Source organism: Actinotignum timonense (genome assembly GCF_900155575.1).
GTDB lineage: Bacteria > Actinomycetota > Actinomycetes > Actinomycetales > Actinomycetaceae > Actinotignum > Actinotignum timonense.
The window spans coordinates 877,403-899,293 of record NZ_LT706966.1 but is presented as its reverse complement, the minus strand read 5'-3'; the positions used below and the strand labels follow the sequence as shown (position 1 = coordinate 899,293).

The 21,891-nt window shown below is 59.4% G+C and carries 13 protein-coding genes; 6 read left to right on the top strand and 7 right to left on the bottom strand.

Annotated features, from left to right (window positions below; genetic code table 11):
• The 5 genes from CZ322_RS09975 to fbaA form a co-directional block, all read right to left on the bottom strand.
• The coding region (locus tag CZ322_RS09975) for a hypothetical protein (protein ID WP_200807166.1) at positions 1-835 on the bottom strand (835 nt) is incomplete at its 3' end.
• 20 nt (positions 836-855) lie between these two features.
• Entirely contained in the window at positions 856-1,338 is a 483-nt protein-coding gene (locus tag CZ322_RS03740) for a tetratricopeptide repeat protein (RefSeq protein ID WP_026428701.1), read from the bottom strand.
• A gap of 316 nt (positions 1,339-1,654) precedes the next feature.
• A complete protein-coding gene (locus CZ322_RS03735) occupies positions 1,655-6,172 on the bottom strand; it encodes an SdrD B-like domain-containing protein (RefSeq protein WP_087070277.1) in 4,518 nt (1,505 codons plus the stop codon).
• A gap of 522 nt (positions 6,173-6,694) precedes the next feature.
• Entirely contained in the window at positions 6,695-7,771 is a 1,077-nt protein-coding gene (locus tag CZ322_RS03730; RefSeq protein ID WP_087070276.1) for an IS110 family RNA-guided transposase, read from the bottom strand.
• A gap of 810 nt (positions 7,772-8,581) precedes the next feature.
• A complete protein-coding gene (fbaA, locus tag CZ322_RS03725; protein ID WP_257960156.1) occupies positions 8,582-9,610 on the bottom strand; it encodes a class II fructose-bisphosphate aldolase in 1,029 nt (342 codons plus the stop codon).
• Between the two features lie 334 nt (positions 9,611-9,944).
• Between fbaA and CZ322_RS03720 the strand changes: the two genes are divergently transcribed.
• Both CZ322_RS03720 and CZ322_RS03715 read left to right on the top strand, forming a co-directional pair.
• A complete protein-coding gene (locus tag CZ322_RS03720; RefSeq protein WP_087071152.1) occupies positions 9,945-10,784 on the top strand; it encodes a Sir2 family NAD-dependent protein deacetylase in 840 nt (279 codons plus the stop codon).
• A 4-nt stretch (positions 10,785-10,788) separates the two neighbouring features.
• Positions 10,789-12,675 (top strand): hypothetical protein, encoded by a 1,887-nt coding sequence (locus CZ322_RS03715; protein ID WP_087070275.1) that lies wholly within the window; start codon positions 10,789-10,791, stop codon positions 12,673-12,675.
• A gap of 135 nt (positions 12,676-12,810) precedes the next feature.
• On the opposite strand, the gene CZ322_RS03710 is transcribed toward CZ322_RS03715, so the two are convergent.
• A complete protein-coding gene (locus tag CZ322_RS03710; protein ID WP_101657657.1) occupies positions 12,811-13,263 on the bottom strand; it encodes a hypothetical protein in 453 nt (150 codons plus the stop codon).
• 9 nt (positions 13,264-13,272) lie between these two features.
• Between CZ322_RS03710 and CZ322_RS03705 the strand changes: the two genes are divergently transcribed.
• The 4 genes from CZ322_RS03705 to CZ322_RS03690 all read left to right on the top strand — a co-directional run bounded on the left by CZ322_RS03705 (position 13,273) and on the right by CZ322_RS03690 (position 20,335).
• A complete protein-coding gene (locus tag CZ322_RS03705; RefSeq protein ID WP_101657656.1) occupies positions 13,273-13,842 on the top strand; it encodes a hypothetical protein in 570 nt (189 codons plus the stop codon).
• 100 nt (positions 13,843-13,942) lie between these two features.
• Positions 13,943-15,904, top strand: coding sequence for a site-specific DNA-methyltransferase (locus tag CZ322_RS03700; protein ID WP_087070272.1), 1,962 nt, complete (start codon positions 13,943-13,945; stop codon positions 15,902-15,904).
• A 5-nt stretch (positions 15,905-15,909) separates the two neighbouring features.
• Positions 15,910-18,882, top strand: a complete 2,973-nt coding sequence (locus tag CZ322_RS03695) for a type III restriction-modification system endonuclease (protein WP_087070271.1) — start codon at positions 15,910-15,912, stop codon at positions 18,880-18,882.
• Positions 18,883-18,907: 25 nt separating this feature from the next.
• The gene (locus CZ322_RS03690; RefSeq protein ID WP_087070270.1) at positions 18,908-20,335 is read left to right on the top strand and encodes an AlbA family DNA-binding domain-containing protein; all 1,428 of its coding nucleotides are present in this window, start codon (positions 18,908-18,910) and stop codon (positions 20,333-20,335) included.
• A gap of 140 nt (positions 20,336-20,475) precedes the next feature.
• Here the strand turns inward: CZ322_RS03690 and CZ322_RS03685 are convergent, their stop codons facing one another.
• On the bottom strand, positions 20,476-21,891 hold the full coding sequence (locus CZ322_RS03685) for a GH1 family beta-glucosidase (protein ID WP_087070269.1): 1,416 nt from the start codon (positions 21,889-21,891) through the stop codon (positions 20,476-20,478).

Here is a 21,891-nt window from a genome sequence, read left to right as displayed (position 1 = left end):
GCTCCCCACCGGCGAGCTCCGTGGCGCGCGCCGCTACCTCCGCGAAATGCTCCGCGGCGGCCGGGTAGTCCCCGCTCCCGAGCACCGCGCGGGCTCGCCCGAAAGCGCAATCAATCGCATTAAATTCCTGGCCCGGGAGCGCCGCGAAAGCCACCTCCGCCGCCCGGTAATCGCGCGCGGCCGCAGCGAACTGCCCGGCGTCCAAGCGCGCCGCGGCAAGAGTGGCCCGAATAGCCACCCGCCCCAGATCCACCTCCGGCAGCGCACCCGCAGGTAGCAGCGCCGCTTCCAAAGCTGCGATAGCAGCGGTGAGATCGCCGGCTTCCGCGTAGGAGATTCCGGCGTTATACAGCGCATTAGCCTGCTGGGCTTCGTGCCCACCCAGGGCTTCGTACACGCCGGCCGCCTCCTGCATGGCCTGAGCGGCTGCGGCGTCGCGTGCGGCGTCGTGCAAAAAATATCCGTACGTTTCCCAGGCGCGCGCAGCCCGTAAAGACGGCGGCGCCACGCGATACGCCTCCACGGCACGGCGCGCGAGGCCGAGGGGGTTCTCCCCCAGCTGCCCGGTAGCGAGCGCCGCGAAATACAGGGCATCCGGGTCGCTCACCTGGGCAAACAATTCAGGCGTGGAACTGCCGGGAAGTGCGGAATCGGAAAGGTCCGTGCCGGGAAGGGTGCCGCCCGCGAGAATGCCGCCGGCGCTCCGGCCACCCGCGGCGCGGCGCTCGGTTTCCCGCGCCTCCACGAAACGGGCGCGGGCCTCATCTTCATTGTGGCGCTCGAGGGCGGCGAGCCCGGCGCGCAGCAGCTCGGTAACGGTGGCGTGCATAGACATGTCGAGACGGATGAGCCGGCCTAGATAGACCGCAGTTTTTGGAGGACTTCGATCTGGAGCTCCTGGGTATTCGGCGCGGTGCGGTAGGCCGAATACGCCTGGTTGTAGGAGATGCGGGCGGCGTCGAAATCGCCGGCCTCCTCGTTGATCTCCCCGATATGCCAGAAGCAATTACCCATACTCACGGCGGCATCCCCGTTTTCCGGGAACTGCTGGAAAAGCGAGATCGCGCGGCCGAGCCGGTCCGCTGCCTCGTCCATCTCCCCCACTGCCTTGAGGGAAATCCCCAGCTGGCCGTTGGTGACGGCGCGCTCGAGGTAGAGCTCCGGGTCGCGCTCGAACGCATCCGCGGCGGCGCGGTAGAGCTCGATGGCGTCCTTAATATTGCCGGCGCTGAAGGCCTGCTGGGCATCGTTGAAATAGGCAAGGCCCGCACGCTTGCCCTCGTGCGGATCGCGGGCGGCAGGCTCCGGATGCGCGGGAGTGACTGGTGTTTGCGTCATGTGCGGGCTTCTTTCTGACTTGTTCGGTTACGTGAGAGCGGCCGCCGGCGCGAGGCCGTGGCCTGGGCCACTGACCATTCTATAACTTGTGAGCGGAAACACAAACTCGGGGAAGGTGTGCCTGACGTGCGCGCGAAAAACCGGGACGGCTCCCGCACCCGACGCGCCGCGCTTGCTCCGCGCGCCAACGCTCGGGCGAGCACGCGAAAGGCGGGAGGCCGGGCGCTTTCACGCTCGACTCTCCCGCCTGATCGCTACGCGGCTGCGGATGTACCGCCGCGGTTATTCACCTGCGGCACTATCCGCCACGCCGCCACTATTCTACACGACGGCGCAGCACCAGCACCCCGCCGGCCAGCAGCGCGAGGACCGCTCCTGCGGCTCCCAGCACTCCCGCACCGGTGTGCGGCAGGCGCGGGCCGGAGCCGGCCTGCGCGGGCGGAGTTGGGTTCGCGCTCGGGGTCGACGACGCCGCCGGCCCGTCCGTGCTCGGGCTCCCCTGCGGCGCGGGCGCCGTGGTGCTCGCCGTGGGCACCGGGGTGCTCGGAACCGGGGTTGTTACTTCCGGAGCGCTCGGCTCCGGCGAGCTCGGAGCGGGCACCGTGGGTTCCGGAGCGCTCGGCTCGGGCGTTGTCGGTTGCGGCCCGGGTGCCGGCGCCGTGGTTGTTGGCACAGGTTCCGGCGTCGTGGGCTGCGGCGCGGGCGGAGCCGGCTCCGTCGTCGTTGCGCTCGGCGTGGGCTCCGGATCGGGCTGCGCGCGATCCGTCGTCGGCTGCGGCGCGGGCGCCGTGGTCGTCGGCGAAGGAGCCGGCGCGGGCGTGGTCGGTTCCGGAGTTGTCGGCTCGGGTGCCGGCGGAACCGGAGGCTCCGGCGGGACCGGGGGCTGCGGCGGCACAGGCGGGACCGGCGCCACGTAGTGGAAACCGAAATCGGCATCCAGCACATCGGCGGTGCTCAGGGTGATCTGCCCGGAGCTGGCCTTCTCCTTATCGCCCGAGCCTTCCCGGACGTGCGTCGTTTCCCAGGTTCCCTCGCGCTTCGGGAGGGTCGCGCGATCAACCACAACCGAGTACGTGCCAGGTTCCAGACCGCGCACAAGGTACTTGCCGCTGGCGTCCGTCGTCGTCGTAATAAATGGTTCCGTATCGCCGGGGCGGAACACCTTCACGGTGACGCCCGCCAGGCCCGGCTCGCCCGGATCGTCCGCGCCGTTGTTATTCGTATCCTCAAAGATGCGGTCCCCCAGGTTCACGCCCACGGTCAGGCAAGCATTCGCCTGTTTGCCCGCGAACTTCTGGCCCTTGGAATCGAGGCGATCCTTAGCCGGGGTGAGGGCCTCGTTGCAGACCTGCTGGGAGCGCGCGGTTTCATCAACCACCGCGTACAGGTGCAGCACCTCTTCGCCGCCCGGGGCGATCCCGCGTTCGTGGGTGAAGCGCAGGTAGGCATCATCGGTGGCGCTCGGGTCCGCGCCCTCCACCGGGTCACCGGTGTGGGGATCCACCACTTCGGTCACCGTGTCATTAATGCTCCAGGTGCCGGTGGCGGCATCGTACCCGCCGTTGGTGCTCCAGTAGCCCACGTAAGTGACGCCCTTGGGGAGCATATCGGTGATTTCCACGCCGGTGGCGAAGCCGGGGCCGGCGTTCTTGGCGCGCACCACGTACTCCACCACGGAGCCGGTGGCCCACCGCTCGGTTTCGTTCTGCTTCTCGATATCGGCGAGCTGCACGCCCTCGGCCAGGCCGGCGTGCGCGGGATCAGCGGTCACCTTCTCGCTCAGCACGCCGAGATCAGCGGATTTCGCGTGAATATTTTCCTTGGTGAGGTCCAGGTCGAAGGGCATGGTCAGCCCCACCTTGGCCGGCTCGGTCGGCATGACCGGCGCGCCGGTTTCGGCGTTCTTGCCGGTCACCGCGTAGCTATTCCAGGCGATACCGCGGGCGGCGGCCGGAGCCGTCACATTGGCGTTGATCGTCCAGGTATCGGCGCGGGTGAGCTTGGCATCCTGCGGGAATTCCACCCGGAAAGCGCGCACCTGGGAGAAGTCCCCGCCCAGTTCCTCGGCGGTCTTCCAGGTGCCCGGCTCGCAATTCTGCGGGCTGGAATCCTGAGCGGCACCCAGCTCCATGACTTCGCCACGGCACGGGTTGATCGAGGTGGAGTACAGCACCGAGGTGGGCTGCGGGGTGCCTTCCCCGAAGGTCAGCGGGCCGTTGAGGCGCGGGCGCCACGTGGAGCCACGCTCATTTTCCGGGGTATTGGCCCCGCTCACGCCGTGGTCACCCGGGTAGGGCAGCACATCGTAGGCCACCACCCCGGAGACTCCCGCATTGCCGTTATTGACCAGGTCCAGCTTGAGTTCGGCATTGGAGGCCGGCGAAACCGTCCCGTAATTCGGGTTGGCTTGGAACTCGGTATCGACGTCACCCTTCACGTAATTCTTACCCGCGAGCGCCGGCAAGCCCGCCACGTTGAACTTCGTGGAGGTGGTGCAGCCGCGCGCTTCGGGGCGGTTGAGGCCGTCGAGGTTATCGGTGAGTTTGCGGCTATCCGTGCGCGCCCACCAATTGCGGATGCACTGGTTCGGGGCGACGGCGGTGCCCAGGTTCGGGCGCTTGGCGTCCGCGAGGATCATGTCATTGGTGTTTTCGCCAGGCTCGGTGGCCGCGGTGATTTTCGCACCGAAGTAGAGCACCATTTCCGAGGAGTTGGAGCGGCTTTGATCGCCGGTGCTGGGCGGGGCGAAGTAATCACCCGTACCATCCTCCGGCCAGGTAAAGCGCACCAGTTGGCGCTGCTTGCCGTCCACGGTTTTCATCTCGGTTTCCACCCGCATTTTGTCGAGCGGGAGGGTGGCCGGCCAGTTCGCGGAGGTGGTGATCTGCTGCGTGGGATCGTATTCCATTCCGGGGGCGAGCAGGTCCATAATCACCGGGTAGAGCTTGGCGCCCTTGCCGGTGTAGAAGCCCAGCCCGAAGGTGTAGGTCTGGCCGGTTTGGAAGAGCTCACCGGGCTTGGTATCGAGGTTGCCGACCATCTGGCCGCCCAGGTGCGAGGTTTTCGACACCCCGTAAGTGGGGTAACCGTCCACAATCGCGACCTGCGCCGCGGATTCCCGCGTGGTGATTTTCGCGGGCAGGTCCGGGGTCGGGTTGCCTTCGAAATCGAGGGATTGCGCGGTTACGACGGCGCGATTCTCCAGCGTGGGGACCTCGTAGCGCGGGGCGTAGCTGTAGGTGGCGCCGTCGGGCGCGGTGGTGCCGTTGTGCACATCGGCCGGGAAGTCCGCCACCACGGTTCCGCGGATTTCCAGCGTAATATCGCTCCGCTCACCGTTGACTACGTCCACGTCCAGGGCGATGGAGGTGATCTCTTCTCCCGCGGGAACGGTGAGCGGGAAATCGCGGGTGGTAGTTGGGTCGACGACGACGCTCAGCTGCTTCCCACTCGTGGTGGTGTAGGTGACTGTGGCCGGGACATTCTTACGGAGCGGGCGGACCAGGCCGGCCTTGACATTGCGCAGGGCCGGGGTGGCGCAGGCGCCGGGAGTTTCCGGGGAGACGTAGCGACAGGGCAGGTTATCGGCCACGTGCACGCGCAGCGGCACATTTCCGGTATTCGACCAGGAAATATCCCAGCTGGCTTCCCCGTCGCGTTGGGTCACGGCCTTATTGGCGGTTTTGCGGAAATTGCCTTCGGCACGCAGGTTTTGCAGCTGGCGGGTCACGGAATCGGTGGCGGTGACGGCCGCGTGCTTGGGATCGAGCGGGGTGCCGGTGGCTTGCACATTGTTGGTGGCGCTGGCACCTTCAGCGAAGGTACCTGCGGGGAAGGCGACCGTGACGCGGTAATCTGCGATGGCGCGCACGACGGGTGAGCCGGGAACCACCCAGGTGACGGCGCGGGTGGCCGGATCGTAGGTGCCGCCATTGGTAGCACGTACGAATTCCGCACCTTCGGGCAGGGTATCGACCAGGCGGATCTCGGTGAGGCCCATGAGGCCGGGCGTGCCGGTGCCCGGATCCTGGAATTTGTTTTCGTTGGTATTGAAGGCGCCTTCGTAACCGGCGGTAATGGTGTAGGTGTACTGGCCGCCGATGGCCGGCTGGGATTCGGGAGCGAATTTACGAACCGCGATGGTGGGGGTGGCGTGAACCGGGGTGGCCAGTTCCACCGGGTCGGCTACCAGGCCGTTTGTTTCGCCGGCCACCTTCGGGTGGATCGCTTCGCCTTCGGGCCAGCGCAGGTTTTCCGGGCGTACCTGCACGCGCATGGCGCCGGTGGTTCCCACCGGCACGGTGCCCAGGTTCCAGGTGTAGGTATCGCCTTCGCGCACCGGGACTGCGGATTGGTCATGGGAAGAATTGGTGGCGCTCACGTGGGTGAGGGGGAGCTGATCGGTATCGGAAATGGAATCGACCAGGCCGGGGATGGTCACGCTGAGAGTGGTGTTCTCGCATTGACCTTGCACGCCGGCGCAGGACCATTGCACGTCATAGCTGGCCAGGGCGCCGGATTTCACGCCGTTGGTTTTCTGGTCGGCGGGTTCGGCCACCGCGACTTCCAGGCGGGCCGAGGCCGCTTCCGCGGCACGCTCGGCGTTTTCGGAGTTTTCAGTGTTTTCGCCGGTGGCGTTGGTAGTTTCGCCGGTGGTGTTTGCGGCGTTGTCACCATTCGTTGTGACTCGCACGTTCGCGGCCATGGCCGGCGCGGTCAGCGGAATCGCTCCGCCCACCGCGACGAAGGCGGCAATAAGCGCCGCCACCGCACCCGTGATCAACCGGTGCGCCGCGACTCGCGAACGCGCCGCTCCCGTTTTTAATTTTTGCATTCTTAGATCCCTTATTAGTTACCCGTTTTTACCGGATTCCACGCCCCGGCGGCGCGGTGAGACGCCCCCAAACACGTGGCTCAGCTGCGGAAACACCTTGATGACTCGAGGCACTCCTGGCGCCCCGCGATTATAAACCGTTTGGAAGGTGTTCAAGCACGACTTAAATAACTATGTGGTAAATCTTATCTTCCGAGGTAGCTGTCTCAGAGTATGACCATGTGCGCTGGTGGTGGTGCTGGGGCGTTGGCGGCGGCGGGAATCCCACAACTCACACAAGTCTCACGGATTTCAATAGTCACACGAGCCTCTGCGGGGGTGGTAGGTGTTTTCAGAGCTGTAGTGCAGATGTTGTACATGCGAAGTACATCTCGGAAAACACACCCGCCTCCCGCCGGGCAGGGTAGGTGGAGTGGGTCATTTTCAGCTTCAAGGCTGCAAAGTGCGCGTTCTGGACATCGCCCCCCCGTGAAGTGCGCATTTCGAACCGTGGTGCCCGTCAAGTGACGCTTCTATATGTTGTCAAGAGGCAAGTACGGTTTCCTCGGCACGCATATGCCTGGTCAAGAGGCGATACACCCGCCGGGCCAGGTAGCGTTTAAGCACACGTATAACCTCGCGTTTCGTTTTCCCCTCACCAAGGCGCTTTTCCACATACGCCCGGGTTTCCTCATCCGACCTCATACGCACTAACACCGCCATATGTAAAGCATAATTCAACGCCCGATCCCCACCCCGACTAAGCCGATAACGTACCGTGTTACCCGAACACGCCGGAATCGGACACACACCCGCTAGGGAAGCGAAAGCCGCCTCACTACGAACACGCCCAGCATGGGAAAACGAGACAATGATCTGCCCGGCAGCAAAAGGCCCTATTCCCGGTAAATCAAGTAAAAGCGGGGCCACTAGCTGGACAATCATCTTGATCTGCCCCAAATTCTCCTCCAGACACTTTCCAAGGTCGAGGATACTTTGAGCCCAACGCCGGGCTTCTTGCTTAGCGATCACCATCTGGATATCCTCACCAGGAACATTCTCTAACCTAGCCAGGCCGCTAATCTGGGCGGTAGTGAGAGGCCGGCGGGCATCCACCCCCACATCGATTGTCCGCACGAGTGCGGTTAGGGCGTTTATTTGCGCGGTTTTCGTGCGTGTGAGTTGGCGCCGGCTTGCCATGAGGATACGTAAGGCTTCACGCTCTGTGCCTTGCCTGGGGATGGTCAGGGCGTTTTCCTCGAGTTTCAAGGCCCGCCAGGCGATGTGGTAGGCATCGATCTTATCGGTTTTAGGTTGGTAGCGGCCCTTCCCGTCCGGGCGGGGTGCTTCCACCACGGTATAGCCCTTGCCTTGAAGGAAACGGGTGAGGGTGGCCCCATACGAGGCAGTGCCTTCCACCACGATAAGCACATTAGCGGTGTCCTTAGTGGCGTGTTTCGTGATCCAGGTGGCGGCTCGGGTATGCCCGGGCGTGGTGTTCGCGAAGGCCTGGTTGATGACCTCGATGCCGGTGGGGCATTCCAGGATGGAGAACACGTGTTTTTTCGCGTGGGTGTCCACCCCGATGACGTATGTGTAGTGGTGTGCGACAATTGCCATGTGGATACAGCCCTTTCTTGGTTGTGTCTATCGGGTGTCTGTCCCGGCGCCCTGGCGGGAGTTCGTTTTCCTTTTCAGGGTTGGTTCATCGGCATCACTGTGGAGAGTCACACTCTTGGTGGACGTGCTTCTAATCAGGCCAGTATGAACCGGCCGGGACAGGCCATAGCCATGGTGGCGGCCATGTCACTTCCAAGACACTCCCGCGTGTTTTCCAGGCTGTTTAGGCCTGGTGCGGGCAGGTCAGCGCGTAAGCGGGGCACGCCACCGTGGCTATGATCTATCCTGCCAGCCGATCCCAGATCAGCTACACACAAGTCTCACAGCGCGTAAGGAACATGAATTCGCTCTGAAACAGTGCTCTCCCGCGCACTTTGTTTTCGGGCAATAGGGGGGGCCACCGGGACTAGCCACTATCCACCTATTACTGCCCAGCAAAGTGGTACTCGACGACGGCGGAACACGCAAAGTGGTACTGCACGACAGAAAATCGGGGGTTGGCTGTAGCTCCAGTACCACTTTGCGATCCGACATGATGACGGGCAACCCGCATCGCCATCAGCTCCGCAAGCTGAAGCTTTCCAACGCGAAAGAGGGCAAAGCGAGCAAAGAAAGCATCGGAAAAGACGCACGAAGTGCAGCACAAAGGGCCGGCAGCCCAAAATGAACTACCGGCCCTTGTTACCGCTATGACCGCTATTACGGCTCATGCGCGGAGCCGCGAACGGCGCACGACCACGCCCGCTTCACGAACGGCCCGCAAGCGCCACGCGCTCGCGCACCAACATGCCCGATCCGCGGGCACCGCGCTTACTTCATGCGGGTGCCGGTGGAGCCGAGGCGCTCGCACGCTTCGACAACGCGGGCGGCCATACCAGCTTCGGCGGCCTTGCCCCACGAGCGCGGGTCGTACTGCTTCTTGTTGCCCACTTCGCCGTCGATCTTGAGAACGCCGGAGTAGTTGGTCAGCATCCAGTCGGCCACCGGGCGGGTGTAGGCGTACTGGGTGTCCGTGTCCACGTTCATCTTGATGACGCCGTTTTCCACCGCGGTGCGGATTTCTTCGGCGGTGGAGCCGGAGCCACCGTGCATGACCAGGTCGAAGGGCGATTCCTTGCCAACCTTGGCACCGACTTCCTTCTGGATCTCACCGAGGATTTCGGGGCGCAGCTTGACGTGGCCGGGCTTGTACACGCCGTGCACGTTCCCGAAGGTCAGCGCGGTGATGTAGCGGCCGTTTTCGCCCAGGCCAAGCGCTTCAACCGTCTTGAGGCCATCCTCAGCGGTGGTGTACAGCTTCTCGTTGATTTCGCCGACGACGCCATCTTCTTCGCCGCCCACAACACCGATCTCAATTTCGAGAATGGTATTGGCCTTCTGGGAGAGCGCCAGCAGCTCCTTGGCGATTTCCAGGTTCTCATCCAGCGGCACGGCCGAGCCGTCCCACATGTGGGAGTTGAAGTAGGTCTGCTTGCCGGCCTTGTGCTGCTCAGCTTCGAGCTCCATAAGCGGGCGGATCCAGGAATCGATGTTCTGCTTGGCGCAGTGATCGGTGTGCAGGGCGATGGTCACATCGTAGTTCTTGGCGACGGCGCGCACGTACTCCACCAGGGCGATGGAACCGGCCACGCGATCCTTGACGGTGGAGCCGGAAAGGTATTCGGCGCCGCCCACGGACACCTGGATGATGCCATCCGATTCGGCTTCCGCGAAACCGCGCAGGGCAGCGGTGGCCGTCTGGGACGAGGTGACATTGATGGCCGGGTAGGCAAACTTATTTGCCTTGGCGCGGTTGAGCATTTCGTCGTACTGTTCGCGGGTTGCAACAGCCACTGAGATCTCCTTTATTCGGCGTTCCTCGAACCATCTGTCCGAGAGGTTTTCTGTGTGAGCACGCGAACCACCGCGATGTGGCGAAGGCTCCGTGCGAGTGCCGCGACCGGCACTCTTTGAGGGTTCCTCAAACAGATTTTATTATCCCACGTTTGGCCCCGCCGTGGCCGGACCTTTGCCCTNCGGCCCTTGGCCCGGGGGAAAAAGATCCCCCCCGCCGCACATTCGGGATACGATGAGCGAGGAAGCGGCATGCCGGCCCGGTGCACGCACGCGTGCCCGCATGGGACCGATCCGCGCCGGCCGCCGCGCCGCCAACCGCCAGCACGAGGGAGTCACCATGATCACCAGCGACACCACCGAGGCCGCTCGCGAACTAGCCGAGCTCATGGCCGGGCGCACCACCGTAGTTATCGCGGGGGCGGGCGTCTCCACGGCGTCCGGCATTCCCGATTACCGCGGCACCGGCTCCTCCGATGCTCCCTCCATTGATTACGACGCTTTCGTTTCGGACCCGGTATGGCAGCGCTGGGTGTGGCAACGTAATCAGGAAACGTGGCGCGCGCTGAGCGGCGTCGTCGCCAATAATGCCCACACGGCACTGGCCCGTTTCGAAAAAGCGGGCCTTATTAATGGTGTCGCTACTCAAAATGTCGATAATCTCCACCAGAAGGCCGGTTCCACCAGGCTCGCGGAACTGCACGGGAATTTTTTGCGGGTCGTATGCGTGGAGTGCGGGGCGGAGTTTCCGCGCGCGGAGATTGCGGCGCAGCTCGACGCGCTCAACCCGGGCTGGCCCGAGGATCCCGATCCCGCGCACGTGGCGATTTTGGCTTCCGCGGACCGCGCCGGTGCGGAGGCCTCCACGTTCCGGGTGGCGCCGTGCCCGCGCTGCGGCGGTCTGCTCAAACCCGCGGTGGTATTTTTCGGCGAGGCGTTGCCGCGCGATGCGATGGAGCAGTCTTTTGCGTGGGCGCGCGAGGCCGATGTGGCGCTGGTGGTGGGCACGTCGCTCGCGGTGCTGACCGGCTCGTGGGTGCTGGGCGAGGCGCTCCAGCACGGCGCGGCGTGCGCAATTATTAATATCGGCCCGACTACCGCGGATCGTTACGCCGATCTGCGCGTGGAGGGGGACGTGGGGACGGTGCTCGCGGGCGCCGCGGATCTTTTAGGAGCGTGAGTCCATGCGTGGTTCAGCTTTTAGCGACGACGACGGCGCACGCGGCTGGTTCAAACGCCGCCGCCAACGTAAACGCGCCCAAGACCTGGCCGAATGGCAGACCCGCGCGCACCGTTCGGCATTTTCGGAAAGCCCGCCGCGCGCCGGTGCCGGCTCGGCTTTCTCGGAGCCGGAAGGCGAGCGCCGGCCGGTGGTGGCGCGGGCGAAGGAAGGCGCGCGGGGTAGCGCGGGTGGGCGAGTTAGCGCGGGCTCGCGGGGCAAAGAGCTCTCGCGCACTCGCCAAAGCTCCCGCACGAAACCGCATCCTCGCGATGAGCGGGCAATGCGCCAGGCTTACGCAAGTTCGGCGCAACTGCTGCCTACAGTTCCGCCGGTCCCCTATCCCGCGAGCGCGAGCGCGCAGCAGGCCGGCGGCGCAACCGGGCCCTACGGCGCGGCGCACGCCACCGGCGCAACCGGATCCTACGGCGCAACGCATACCACCGGCACAACGCGGGTCAATACCGCGCCGCCACCCGAGGAGCCGAAGAAAAAGAAGGACCGCGGCCTCTTCTGGTGGCTCATCATTGTTTTTGTGTGCTTCCCGGCCGGGTTCTTCCTTGCCGATATGGAAGATGAGGTAAGCGATCCGCCGGCCGAGGTGGGGAGCGCGCAGAACGCTGAAGATTCCGGCGGCGCAGATTCCGGCGGCGCCGGGGGCGCTGCGAACGCCGCGGTTCCCGAGGCTGGCGCGCAGCCGCTGGCTACTTACGCACCCGTCCCCCAGAATCTTGCCGAAACGCAGGCGGTGCGTACGGAATCACACATTCCTGCCTTCCTGGATCGGCCTTTCGTTATCCCCGCCGGGCACGTTTTCGGCGGCTACAACGCTAAGGCGGATTCCACGAGCTTTTATGACACGGAAACCGGGCAGCTGCGTTATTCCTTGCCTGGGGAGCTCACGTGTACCCAGGCTGGTGACACCGCGAATATGTGGTGCACGCCAAATTACTGGGGGAATCCCTTCGCCAGCTCATATATTTCGGACACTCCTGCCACTTTGCGTGCGGCGGCGGATGGCGCGGTGATCTGGCAGAGCAGTTCGGAGGCGCAGGCTTTCGCGCCCGGGGTGCTGCTCTCCCAAGCTGGGGGCCGCGAGGATCGTTTCTCTTGGCTCTCCCCCACGGACGGCGCGGTGCTGCACGAAATAACCCGCCCCGCCTCGCTCGGGAATTTTCACGTGGCGCCGAGCGGGGAGCTGCTGCTTTTTGATCGGGAGAGCACCACGGTCAACTGGACTGTTTTCGATTCCGGAGGCCGCACTCGTGGTTCTGGTTCGGTGGAGGCGGAGGATGTGGAAAGCGCCTCGGTCGTGCCAACCACGGATGGCTGGTTCATCCCGGAGGCCAATCTGGCTATCACGCTGGAGGGGAAGGTGAGCACCGGGGCACCGTTGCCTGGAGAAGTGTCGGTGCGGGAGGCTAGCTGCCCGGCTCCGCAAGCGAGTAACGCGCAGCTGCGGGAGAATCTGGAGAAACTGCTCGGGCAGCAGCCGGCGAGTTCCGCCGCGCGGTATCAGGTGGCGATCTCCGCCTGCGTGCCGGGCGGGGTGACGTATCTTTCTAGCTTGACCGGATCTACCACCACGGTAGTGGCGGCGGGTCAGCTGCGGGAGATTCCGCTCGCGAGCGCTAGCTTGGATTTTGCGGCGCTCGGTAACGGGATTGTGTTGACGGGTTACCGTGAGGATTCCCGTGACGCCACCTTTGCTTTCGACTGGAACCAGGGCGAGGCCCCGGTCTGGTCAGTGCCCGCCACCATAACCGATGCCGTGCCCGGCTACGGCTTCGTCGGCACCGACTATTCCACCCCCGATTCCAAACCGGCCTACTACGCTTTCCGGGCGAAGTAGGTCTTGAGCAGCAGCCGCGGTCTTGAGCTTCGTCCGCGGTCTTGAGCCTTTGCCGCGGCATTGCTAGAGTTTATTCACCAGTACCGGCCCGCCCATCCGCCTCGCGAGTGGGTCAGGGCCGGTCTTCACACACCGTCACTTCTCTTCTGAACCCGCACCACCCCGCGGTGCCGGGTGCCGCTTGTCGATATACGCGCTGCACCCCATCGAGGTCACCAGCATCCACACCACCAGCAGGAACGACGGCCACCGAATCGATTCGTACGCGTACTGAAACACCAGGAAGGACAGCCCGGCAATGATTCCGTAGCCGGTGTCGAGGAGGTATCCGAAGCGCCGCGGCGTTCGCCCCACCGCGCGCGTCATGTAGAAACTGGCGATGCTAAAAAGAATAAGTACGACGACGAAGCTCCATAGCGGGAAGGAATGCCGGCCAGCAAGGAAAACCACCGCGAGGGCAAACCCGAAGCCGACGAGGAGGATGATCAGAAAGCTTGCGATCTTACCAATGGGGACTTTCCTGCTTAGCTGCCGATGCTGCGGTGCGTCTGCCATAGACCATTCCCTTCGCCATTGAATATCGGCCATAATTATCCTATGAACGAGGATGTCACACAAGAACCTACGCAGCAGCACACAGACACCACGCAAGCACCCGCCGATTCTGCGCAAGCACCCGCAAGCTCCAGGCCCGCATCCGTAGATTCCACACACGCACCCAAGAACCGCGAGAAATCCGCCGAGAGGGCGTACCGCTACCGCAAGGGTGCTACTTTGCTCATCGTGGTCGTTGCCGGATTGACTGCGGCGATACTCCTGTTCTGGGCCACCGGTGATCCGGAGGTGGAGATGTGGATGTTCTGGACTTCCACCCTCGTTTACCTGGCGGCGAGCGTGCTTCTCACCAAAGCTGCGGCAGCCCTGCGCCGGGCGCGTGGCGTGCGAAGTCCGTGGGGCTATGTCTTGGATACCATCTACGGTGCTTTCTTCGGCATCTCTTTCATCATCGCAACCGAGCTACCCCGCATCACGCTCTTCGGCGGCCTCAACTGGTACTCCGGCCTGGCCTGGCTCTGGCTCGTCGCCTTCGCAGTGTTCTTCAGCACCTACCTGGCCCAGCGGCATCCGAGCAGAAGCAGCGAGCCAGCAGGGAAACCGCACGAGTGACGGGTAGACTGAGGACGTACAGGGCACGCCGCAACGGTTCCCTCACCCGTAATTTGAGCAAGAACTATGCTCAACCTAAGAATCGAAAGGGGTACCTACGATGAACCGTGAAGCCCGCGAGCACAACGAAACCATCACGCCTAACAGTGCGCAGATCGAACGGTTGCGAATCGCCTTTCCCGAGTACTTCGATGAGCAAGGCTCCTTCATGCTCGACAGATTCGAGCAAATGCTCAAAGAAGAAGACCTGAACCTCACACGCGAAGGCTACGAGCTGAAATTCCTCGGCAAGTCATACGCGAAATACCTAGCGGGTTTAGAGACCGAAACCGTCGTGGTTCCTGACCTGGAGCACAATGCCGAACCCGAGAACAAAGACTCCGAGAATCTTTACATAGTCGGCGACAACCTCGACGCCCTCCAACATCTGGTCAAGTCGTACGCAGGCAAGGTCAAGTGCATCTATATCGACCCGCCGTACAATACAGGATCTGACGGATTTGTGTACAACGACGATTTCGGATTCACCGCCCAGCAGCTCGTCGAACGAATTGGCATCAGTGAAGACGAAGCCGAACGCATACTCGACATGCAAGGCAAATCATCCCACTCCGCATGGCTCACCTTTATATATCCACGCCTCGTGCTAGCCAGGGAGCTTCTGAGTGATGACGGTGTGATCTTTATCAGTATTGATGAAAACGAACAGGCTAATCTTACTCTGTTGTGTGATGAGGTCTTTGGCGAGCAAAACTCAATAGGAACCCTAATTTGGAAATCAACTCCTGGATCAAATACCGGCTCTGACTTGAAGACAGTCACTGAATATGTCGTGACTTACGCAAAGAATGCCGCTGATGCAGAATTCAAAGGCGTGGCCCCCGACGCCAATACGTACAGGAGAAGGGATGAACATTTCCCTTGCAGGGGCCCTTACAAGGAAAATAAACTTGACCGCCGGATGACAGGGAATCATTATTCAGATTCTCTGAACTATCCAATACCTATGCCTGATGGAACAGAATTGTGGCCTGGAAATAGCACGACGAAAATTGAACATTGGAACTGGAGATGGAACCAGGAAAAGGTCAAATGGGGTCTTAAAAATGGCTTTATTTTGTGTAAACAACGAAATGGAAGTTGGTCTGTTTATTTCAAGCAGTACTTACTTGTAGATAACACAGATACTCCTATAAACAGAGGTGTACCTCCGAAGAATTTACTTGAAATCGACGGACTTTCGGTTAGTGATCTAGACGGAGTTAGCTCCGCCCGAGGGACGGCAGATGCGATCTCAGTATTAGGAGAAAAATACTTCGATTACCCCAAGCCCCTAAACTTAATCAAATACCTACTATCCCTCATGCCCTCTGACGGGATTTATGTAGATTTCTTTTCAGGTTCGGCAACAACTGCGGAAGCTGCTTTGCGTCTTAATGCCGAAACCTCTTCAACACGGCGATGGATTCTTGTGCAGATACCCGAGCTGGTAGCACCGGACTCGATTTCAAGCGCTTCGCGAGTTGCTTACAGAGATGGTTTTCGCACGATTGATGAGATTGGTCGTGAGCGGATTAAGCGCGCGGCCGCCAAGATCAAGGAGGACACTGACGCGGACATTGATTATGGCTTCAAGCTCGTGCGTCTTGAGTCACCGAAGATAAAGACTTTGGATGAGCTTGATTCCTTCACCCCAGATCCGGCAGAAGTTCTTGCTGGGGATTATGTGTCGAAATTTGATCTTGATGGCACTCCTGGTCGAGAAGTAGTTTTGACTACGTGGCTGAACCAGGACGGTTTCGGGCTGCTTGCTAAGCCCCGCAAGGTCGAGCTTGTGGGTTACGTGTTAGATGTTTGCGAGGATTCGGCTTACATCATCAATCCCGGAATCACGTCGGAGGATCTGCAGGAGCTAGTGCGCCGGCTTGAGACTAACGAGTTGCAGTTGAGCCGTGTGGTGGTGTTCCCGTATTCGGTGACCTTTAGCGTGATGCATGAGTTGAAGAAGAATCTATCGGTGCTCAAATCAGGGCAGAGCGTTGAAGTAATCGAGAGGTTCTAGAGCCAATGAAGATTCGTCTGCAGACTCTTGAGCATCAGACGCAGGCTATTGCCGCGCTTGGGCACGTGTTTGATGGTGTTGAGCTGGATTATTCGTCCCGTAATGAGGCGAACCCTGTTTTCGATGTTGGCGATCCGAAAATTGCGGAGAATATCGCCGAGATTCAGCAGGGCCAGCTAGAGGGTGTTCCGGCTATTGCTAAATGCCTGCGCACCCGGCAGGGGGATGCTTACCTTGGCGTCGATGTACGTATGGAGACTGGTACCGGTAAAACATACGTGTATACGCGTGCTATGTTCGAATTACATAAGCGCTTCGGGTTCAACAAGTTTATTATTCTGGTGCCCTCAACACCGATTAAGGAAGGCACACGGAACTTTATCGAGTCCGACTACGCCCGTGAACATTTCGCCGATATCTATGGGATGCAGACAAGATTATCTTTAGAGGTACTCAATCCTCAGAAGCGTTCTAAAGGCCGCAAGATGTTTCCTACAGCGGTGACCTCCTTTGCTTCTGCTTCCAGGTTGCAGCGTAACCGGATTAATTGCTTGTTGATGACTGATGGTATGTTGCAGTCAAAGGCGACGATGGCCAAGGATTATGACCAGACCGTCCTCGGTTCGGCATCGGTGCCGTATGAGGCATTGGCCGATACTCGTCCGATTGTATTGATTGATGAGCCGCACCGTTTCCGCAAAGAGAATAAAGCCTGGAATACCCTGATCGAGCAAATTCACCCTCAAGCGGTTATCCGGTTTGGTGCAACGTTCCCTAAAGCCGAAAAGAGCGGGGTGGTTGATTACAACAACTTGGTATTTAACCTTGGCTCTATTGAGGCGTTCAATGATCAGCTGGTTAAGGGTGTTGCAGTGCAGTACCCGCAGAACCCCGCCGAGAGGTCGGTGCGGTTGAAACTGACAAGCCTGTCGGCATCTAAACCCAAGACGGCCACATTTAGAGATGAGGATTCGAAGAAGACTTTTGAGCTGAACCTTGGCGATAGCCTGGGCAACGTTGACGGCAATTTCGCCGGCATCACGGTCGAGGGCGTTGGTAAGACTGAGAGTCCTGCGATTAAGTCCGGTGTCACGTTATCGAACGGGCAAATCCTCGCGCGCGGGGACACCATCACCTCTGGAGTGTATTCAGACACTTATCAGGCATTGATGCTCGAGCGTGCTATTGTGAATCATTTTGATGCCGAGTGGGAGAATTTCAGGCGTGCCCGCAAGGTGAAAACACTGAGCCTATTCTTCATTGATTCGATTGATTCCTACCGTGGTGAAGAGGGTCGCGACGGGCATCTGCGGCTGAAGTTCGAGGAACTGCTGGCTGAGGAGATTAAACGTCGACTTGCAGGTTTTGAATCCCCTAGTGACTCGCTATCTCGCGAATACGTCGAATACTTGCGGGCATCCTTGGCTGATGTTCAAGCGACGAATGGCGGCTATTTCTCGGCTGATAATTCCTCTAGTGATGAGGCTATCCAAGCTGAAGTGGATGCGATTTTACGTGATAAAGAATCGCTGTTGTCATTCCGCAACCACGATGGAACTTGGAACACAATGCGGTTCATTTTCTCCAAGTGGACGCTACGCGAGGGGTGGGATAATCCCAACGTGTTCCAAATCGTCAAACTACGATCTTCCGGATCTGAGATCTCTAAACTCCAAGAAGTCGGTCGCGGGCTGCGTCTGCCAGTTGACGAATATGGCAACCGGATAGCTGGAGAACAGTTCTACTTGACCTATTTAATTGACTTTACCGAAGCTGACTTCGCCAACCGGTTAATCAACGAGATCAACGCTGAGGCTGCCACCGACACCCGTAACGTCGGGAAACTCTTGGAGCAAATCGCCGCTAAATACGGACAAACAGAAAAACAATTATTCATACTGCTCCTAACCCAGGACCTAATCGACACCGATAAGAATATTATTGAAGGGAAAGCCGAAAAACTGTTTTCACTGTACCCCGAGTTTAATACTGGGCTAAAGCACGATAAAGTGGTTGAGAAACCGTTGCGCGTTAATATCCGCAAAGATAACTTCGCCAAAATCAAATCACTTTGGACGCTAGTGAACAAAAAGTACTACCTACGCCTTGAAGAACTCACAGATACGGAGCTACAAGAGTGTGTCGACTACGTCCTTGGATGCGAAGAGGACGTGTACTCTCAACAAGTAGGTCTAGTCAGGCAGGAACGTATTCAACGTGATGAAACAGGACAACTGGTTACACAATCTGAGGCGTTAGATACCTACAAGATTGAAGATGCACTCACCTATGGAGATTGGCTGAAAGCGGCTTATAAGCAGACTTTCTTGCCCACAGAGGCAATTCATGCTGGTCTTGTTCGCAGAAATGCCGATCAGAAACTGCCGGATGATTTCTTTACGAAGGCGACTTTAGCAAAGTTCGTATCTAAGTTCCATAATTGGATGCAAGACACCTTCGTCAACCGTTTCTCCTATACAAAGATCGAAGGCATAACTGGACCCACGGCATTGACCAACGCAGACGGTCAGCCACTGGATTCCATCGTACAAGGCAACGTCGGAGTGTTCAGAGATACGCAATCAAAGGTGCCAGAGCGTTATCTTTACGATGCATTCGTATACGACTCTGATCTTGAACAGCAGAACATCAAACGCTCCTCAGTTAATGAGGTAGTTGTTTTCGGTAAGATCCCGCGCCGTTCCATCAAGGTGCCGCTGTATTTCGGCGGAACCACAAGCCCGGACTTCATGTACGTGCTACACACTGAAGACGGCGACGTGACATTAAACTTCATCGTCGAAACCAAAGACGTCAAGGACAAGAACGATCTGCGCGGAACCGAAAAACTCAAGATCACGGCCGCAAAGAAGTTCTTCGAATCTATGCAGGAAGCAGGTGTTAAGGTCCGCTTCGAGCCACAACTGAAAAACGACGACATCGCGGTGATGATCAATCAGGTGGTGCAATTTGGATAGATGGGAACCCCGCACCGATCTGGAGATGCTTCACAATCTGCTGTTGCAGGGCGAGAATGAGCACTTGGACTACAAGCTCCGCCTCGATCTCGATAACGCTGAAGGGCGAGTAAAATTCGCCAAAGACATAGTTGCCTTAGCGAACACGCATCCTGGCGGGCACCTAATTGTTGGAGTGAATAATGATGGGTCGATTCCAGCTCAGAAGGAGCACTTTGACCCGGATCAATATGACAGTGCGAAACTTCGTGACCGAGTGTCTAAGTATGTAGAGGGACCAATTGATATTCGGTCCCAAATCCACAATATTGACGGCAGTAAAGTCCTATTGATCGCCGTATCTCCTGGAACGACATATCCCATTCCGATGAGCAAGTCAGGTGACTACACAGACTCTCTTGGCAAGAATTGCCAGGTATTTCGAGCTGGAGACGTGTATCTGCGTGAAGGTAGCCAAAACGTTGCCTTGCGATATGGGCACTGGGAACGGCTTCTTTCAGCACACGATCAGCAGATACGTGACGATACCCACCGCACTATAGATACCCTCATCAAGAAGCTTTCCAAGCTACAGGTCAATAGCTCAGGTACTGCGCTCAGCATCCCTTTGTCACTCGACATGAGCTACGGCTCGTTGAGCGTAGCAGTTGCTTCGCACCTTTCAGCCACCGATACGGTTCCAGTCGAACAGCTTCTACGTAAAGCCCTCCAATCGGAAGATGCCCAACAGGATCGGAAACTGACCATTATCGCTGTTGTTGCAGTACAAGCGTTGGCGTACAACAACCTTGATTTGGTCTCATTTGCGGTGGATCAACTATTCGAAATCCGCGAAAGTGCATCCAACGATACGAAACGCCAACTTGAAGTCATCGTTTTCCTTTACCTCATCGGGGCAGCAGCGGTACGCTACAAACGCTGGAGCACACTGCTCCCCATGGTGTTACGAGGCGGCACCGATGACTCTTACCGGTCTTGGATACGTGAAACACAAGTAAATGCTTCAAGAGCTAACCTCTTTCCAGAGCAGTCTGGGTTGATGATTGATGCCGCCCGGGCGCTCATGTCTCATACACCTGAGCTGCGTCCAGATATCGAAGGAGAGCTACCAGTTGAAGACTTACCTCGTGATGACGCTTCACTGAATTCGTTGTGCCAGTTCGACTTTATACAGGTGCTAATACAAGAACTGGTACCCGATGCCGGGCAAGCTGAAGGCTATCCTGCATGCGCAATCTATTCAGATACACGGGTCCGATCATTTGCCAACGAATACGTTCGCAACCCCAAGGTGCGTAGCGAACTGACACACCAGAACGATGAAGATCTCAGCCGTAAGGTCTTTGCTTCCGCTTGCGATGTTGCCCGTAGAGCTTCGTCTGTACTTGGCTTCTGGTGGAACAGCCCAAGCCCAGAAGCAGATGAGTACATCCAAGGAGCTTTCCGCAGTTAATCGAACCTTTTGACGCGCCCGCCCACTTCGTTTGCTGACCTTGTGCGTGACGTCGTATGACCGCCTCCTCACCAACGCCAGCCCGTTAGTCTGCCCCTTGGCCGGTATGGGCCGGCGCCGGTAAGGCGGGTGTCGCTCCGTTACGCAGGGATTCGTCCTGACTGGATTAGCTTGCGGTACCAGTGGGCGGAGGCCTTCGGGGTGCGCTCGAGGGTCGTGTAGTTGACGTGGACAATGCCGAATCGCTTGGTATACCCATAGGACCACTCGAAATTGTCCAATAACGACCACACGAAGTAGCCCCGAACATCTGCACCCTGCTCAATCGCCGCATGCACCGCAGCGATATGGTCACGAAGGTAGGAAATGCGCTTCGGGTCATCAATCTGGCCCCCGGTCACCTCATTCGGATCAGCATCGGCCATTCCGTTTTCCGTGACCATCAAGGGCAGATCCGGATAGCGCTCCGACAACTCGAGCAGCAACTCCGTGAGACCGGTCGCGTCAATCGGCCAGCCCATCTCCGTTTTTTCGCCCGGAAGCTCCAGGAATTCCACCCGGTCAGCGCTCACCCACGGCGACTTCCCGGAAGGATCATGCCCGTCATGGCGTTCGGGAACAGCACCCTCCGGAGCCATCCGCACCTTAGTGGGGTTATAGTAATTGACCCCCAGCACATCCAACGGCTGGTTAATGAGCGCAAGATCGCCGTCGTGAATAAAATCCCACCGCACATCACGCGAGGTGAGCTCCACTAGCTCTGGAGGATACGTGCCCTCAAGCATGGGCCCGAGGAAAGCCTCATTCCCCAGGAGTCGGATCTGCTGAGCGGCCTCGTGCGAACTCGGGTTAGTCGGATCATCCGGGAGAACAACATGGAGATTCAGCGTCACCGAAATCTGCGCATCCGCCCCGCATTCCTCCCGAATCGCCATCGCGGCGAGCCCGTGTGCCAGGTTGAGATGATGTACAGCCTGCATCGCCTGCTGCGGATCCTGAATTCCCGGAGCGTGCACTCCCGCGGCATACCCGAGGTAGGCAGAACACCAGGGCTCATTCAGGGTAGTCCACACCGACACTCTGCCCGCGAATTCACGGGCGAGCACCCGCGCGTACTCCTGGAAAGCGAAGGCGGTATCTCGAGATGCCCAGCCGCCCTTATCCTGGAGATACTGCGGGAGATCCCAATGGTAGAGGGTGACAACAGGTTTGATATTTCGCGCGTTGAGCGCGTCGATAATCTTCCCGTAGAAATCAAGACCAGCCTGATTCACGCCGCCCATTTCGGTGGGCATGATACGCGGCCAGGCGATAGAAAGACGATAGGCGCCAACTCCAAGCCAGTCGATAATACCGATATCTTCCTGCCATCGGTGGTAGTGATCGCAAGCGGTATCGCCAGTGTCACCGCTATGGATCTTTCCGGGCGTGTGAGAAAACGTATCCCAGATTGACGGCCCGCGGCCACCTTCATGAACCCCTCCTTCAATTTGATAGGAGGCTGTTGCGGTCCCCCACACAAAATCCGATGGGAACTGCATGGTTTCTTGAGACAT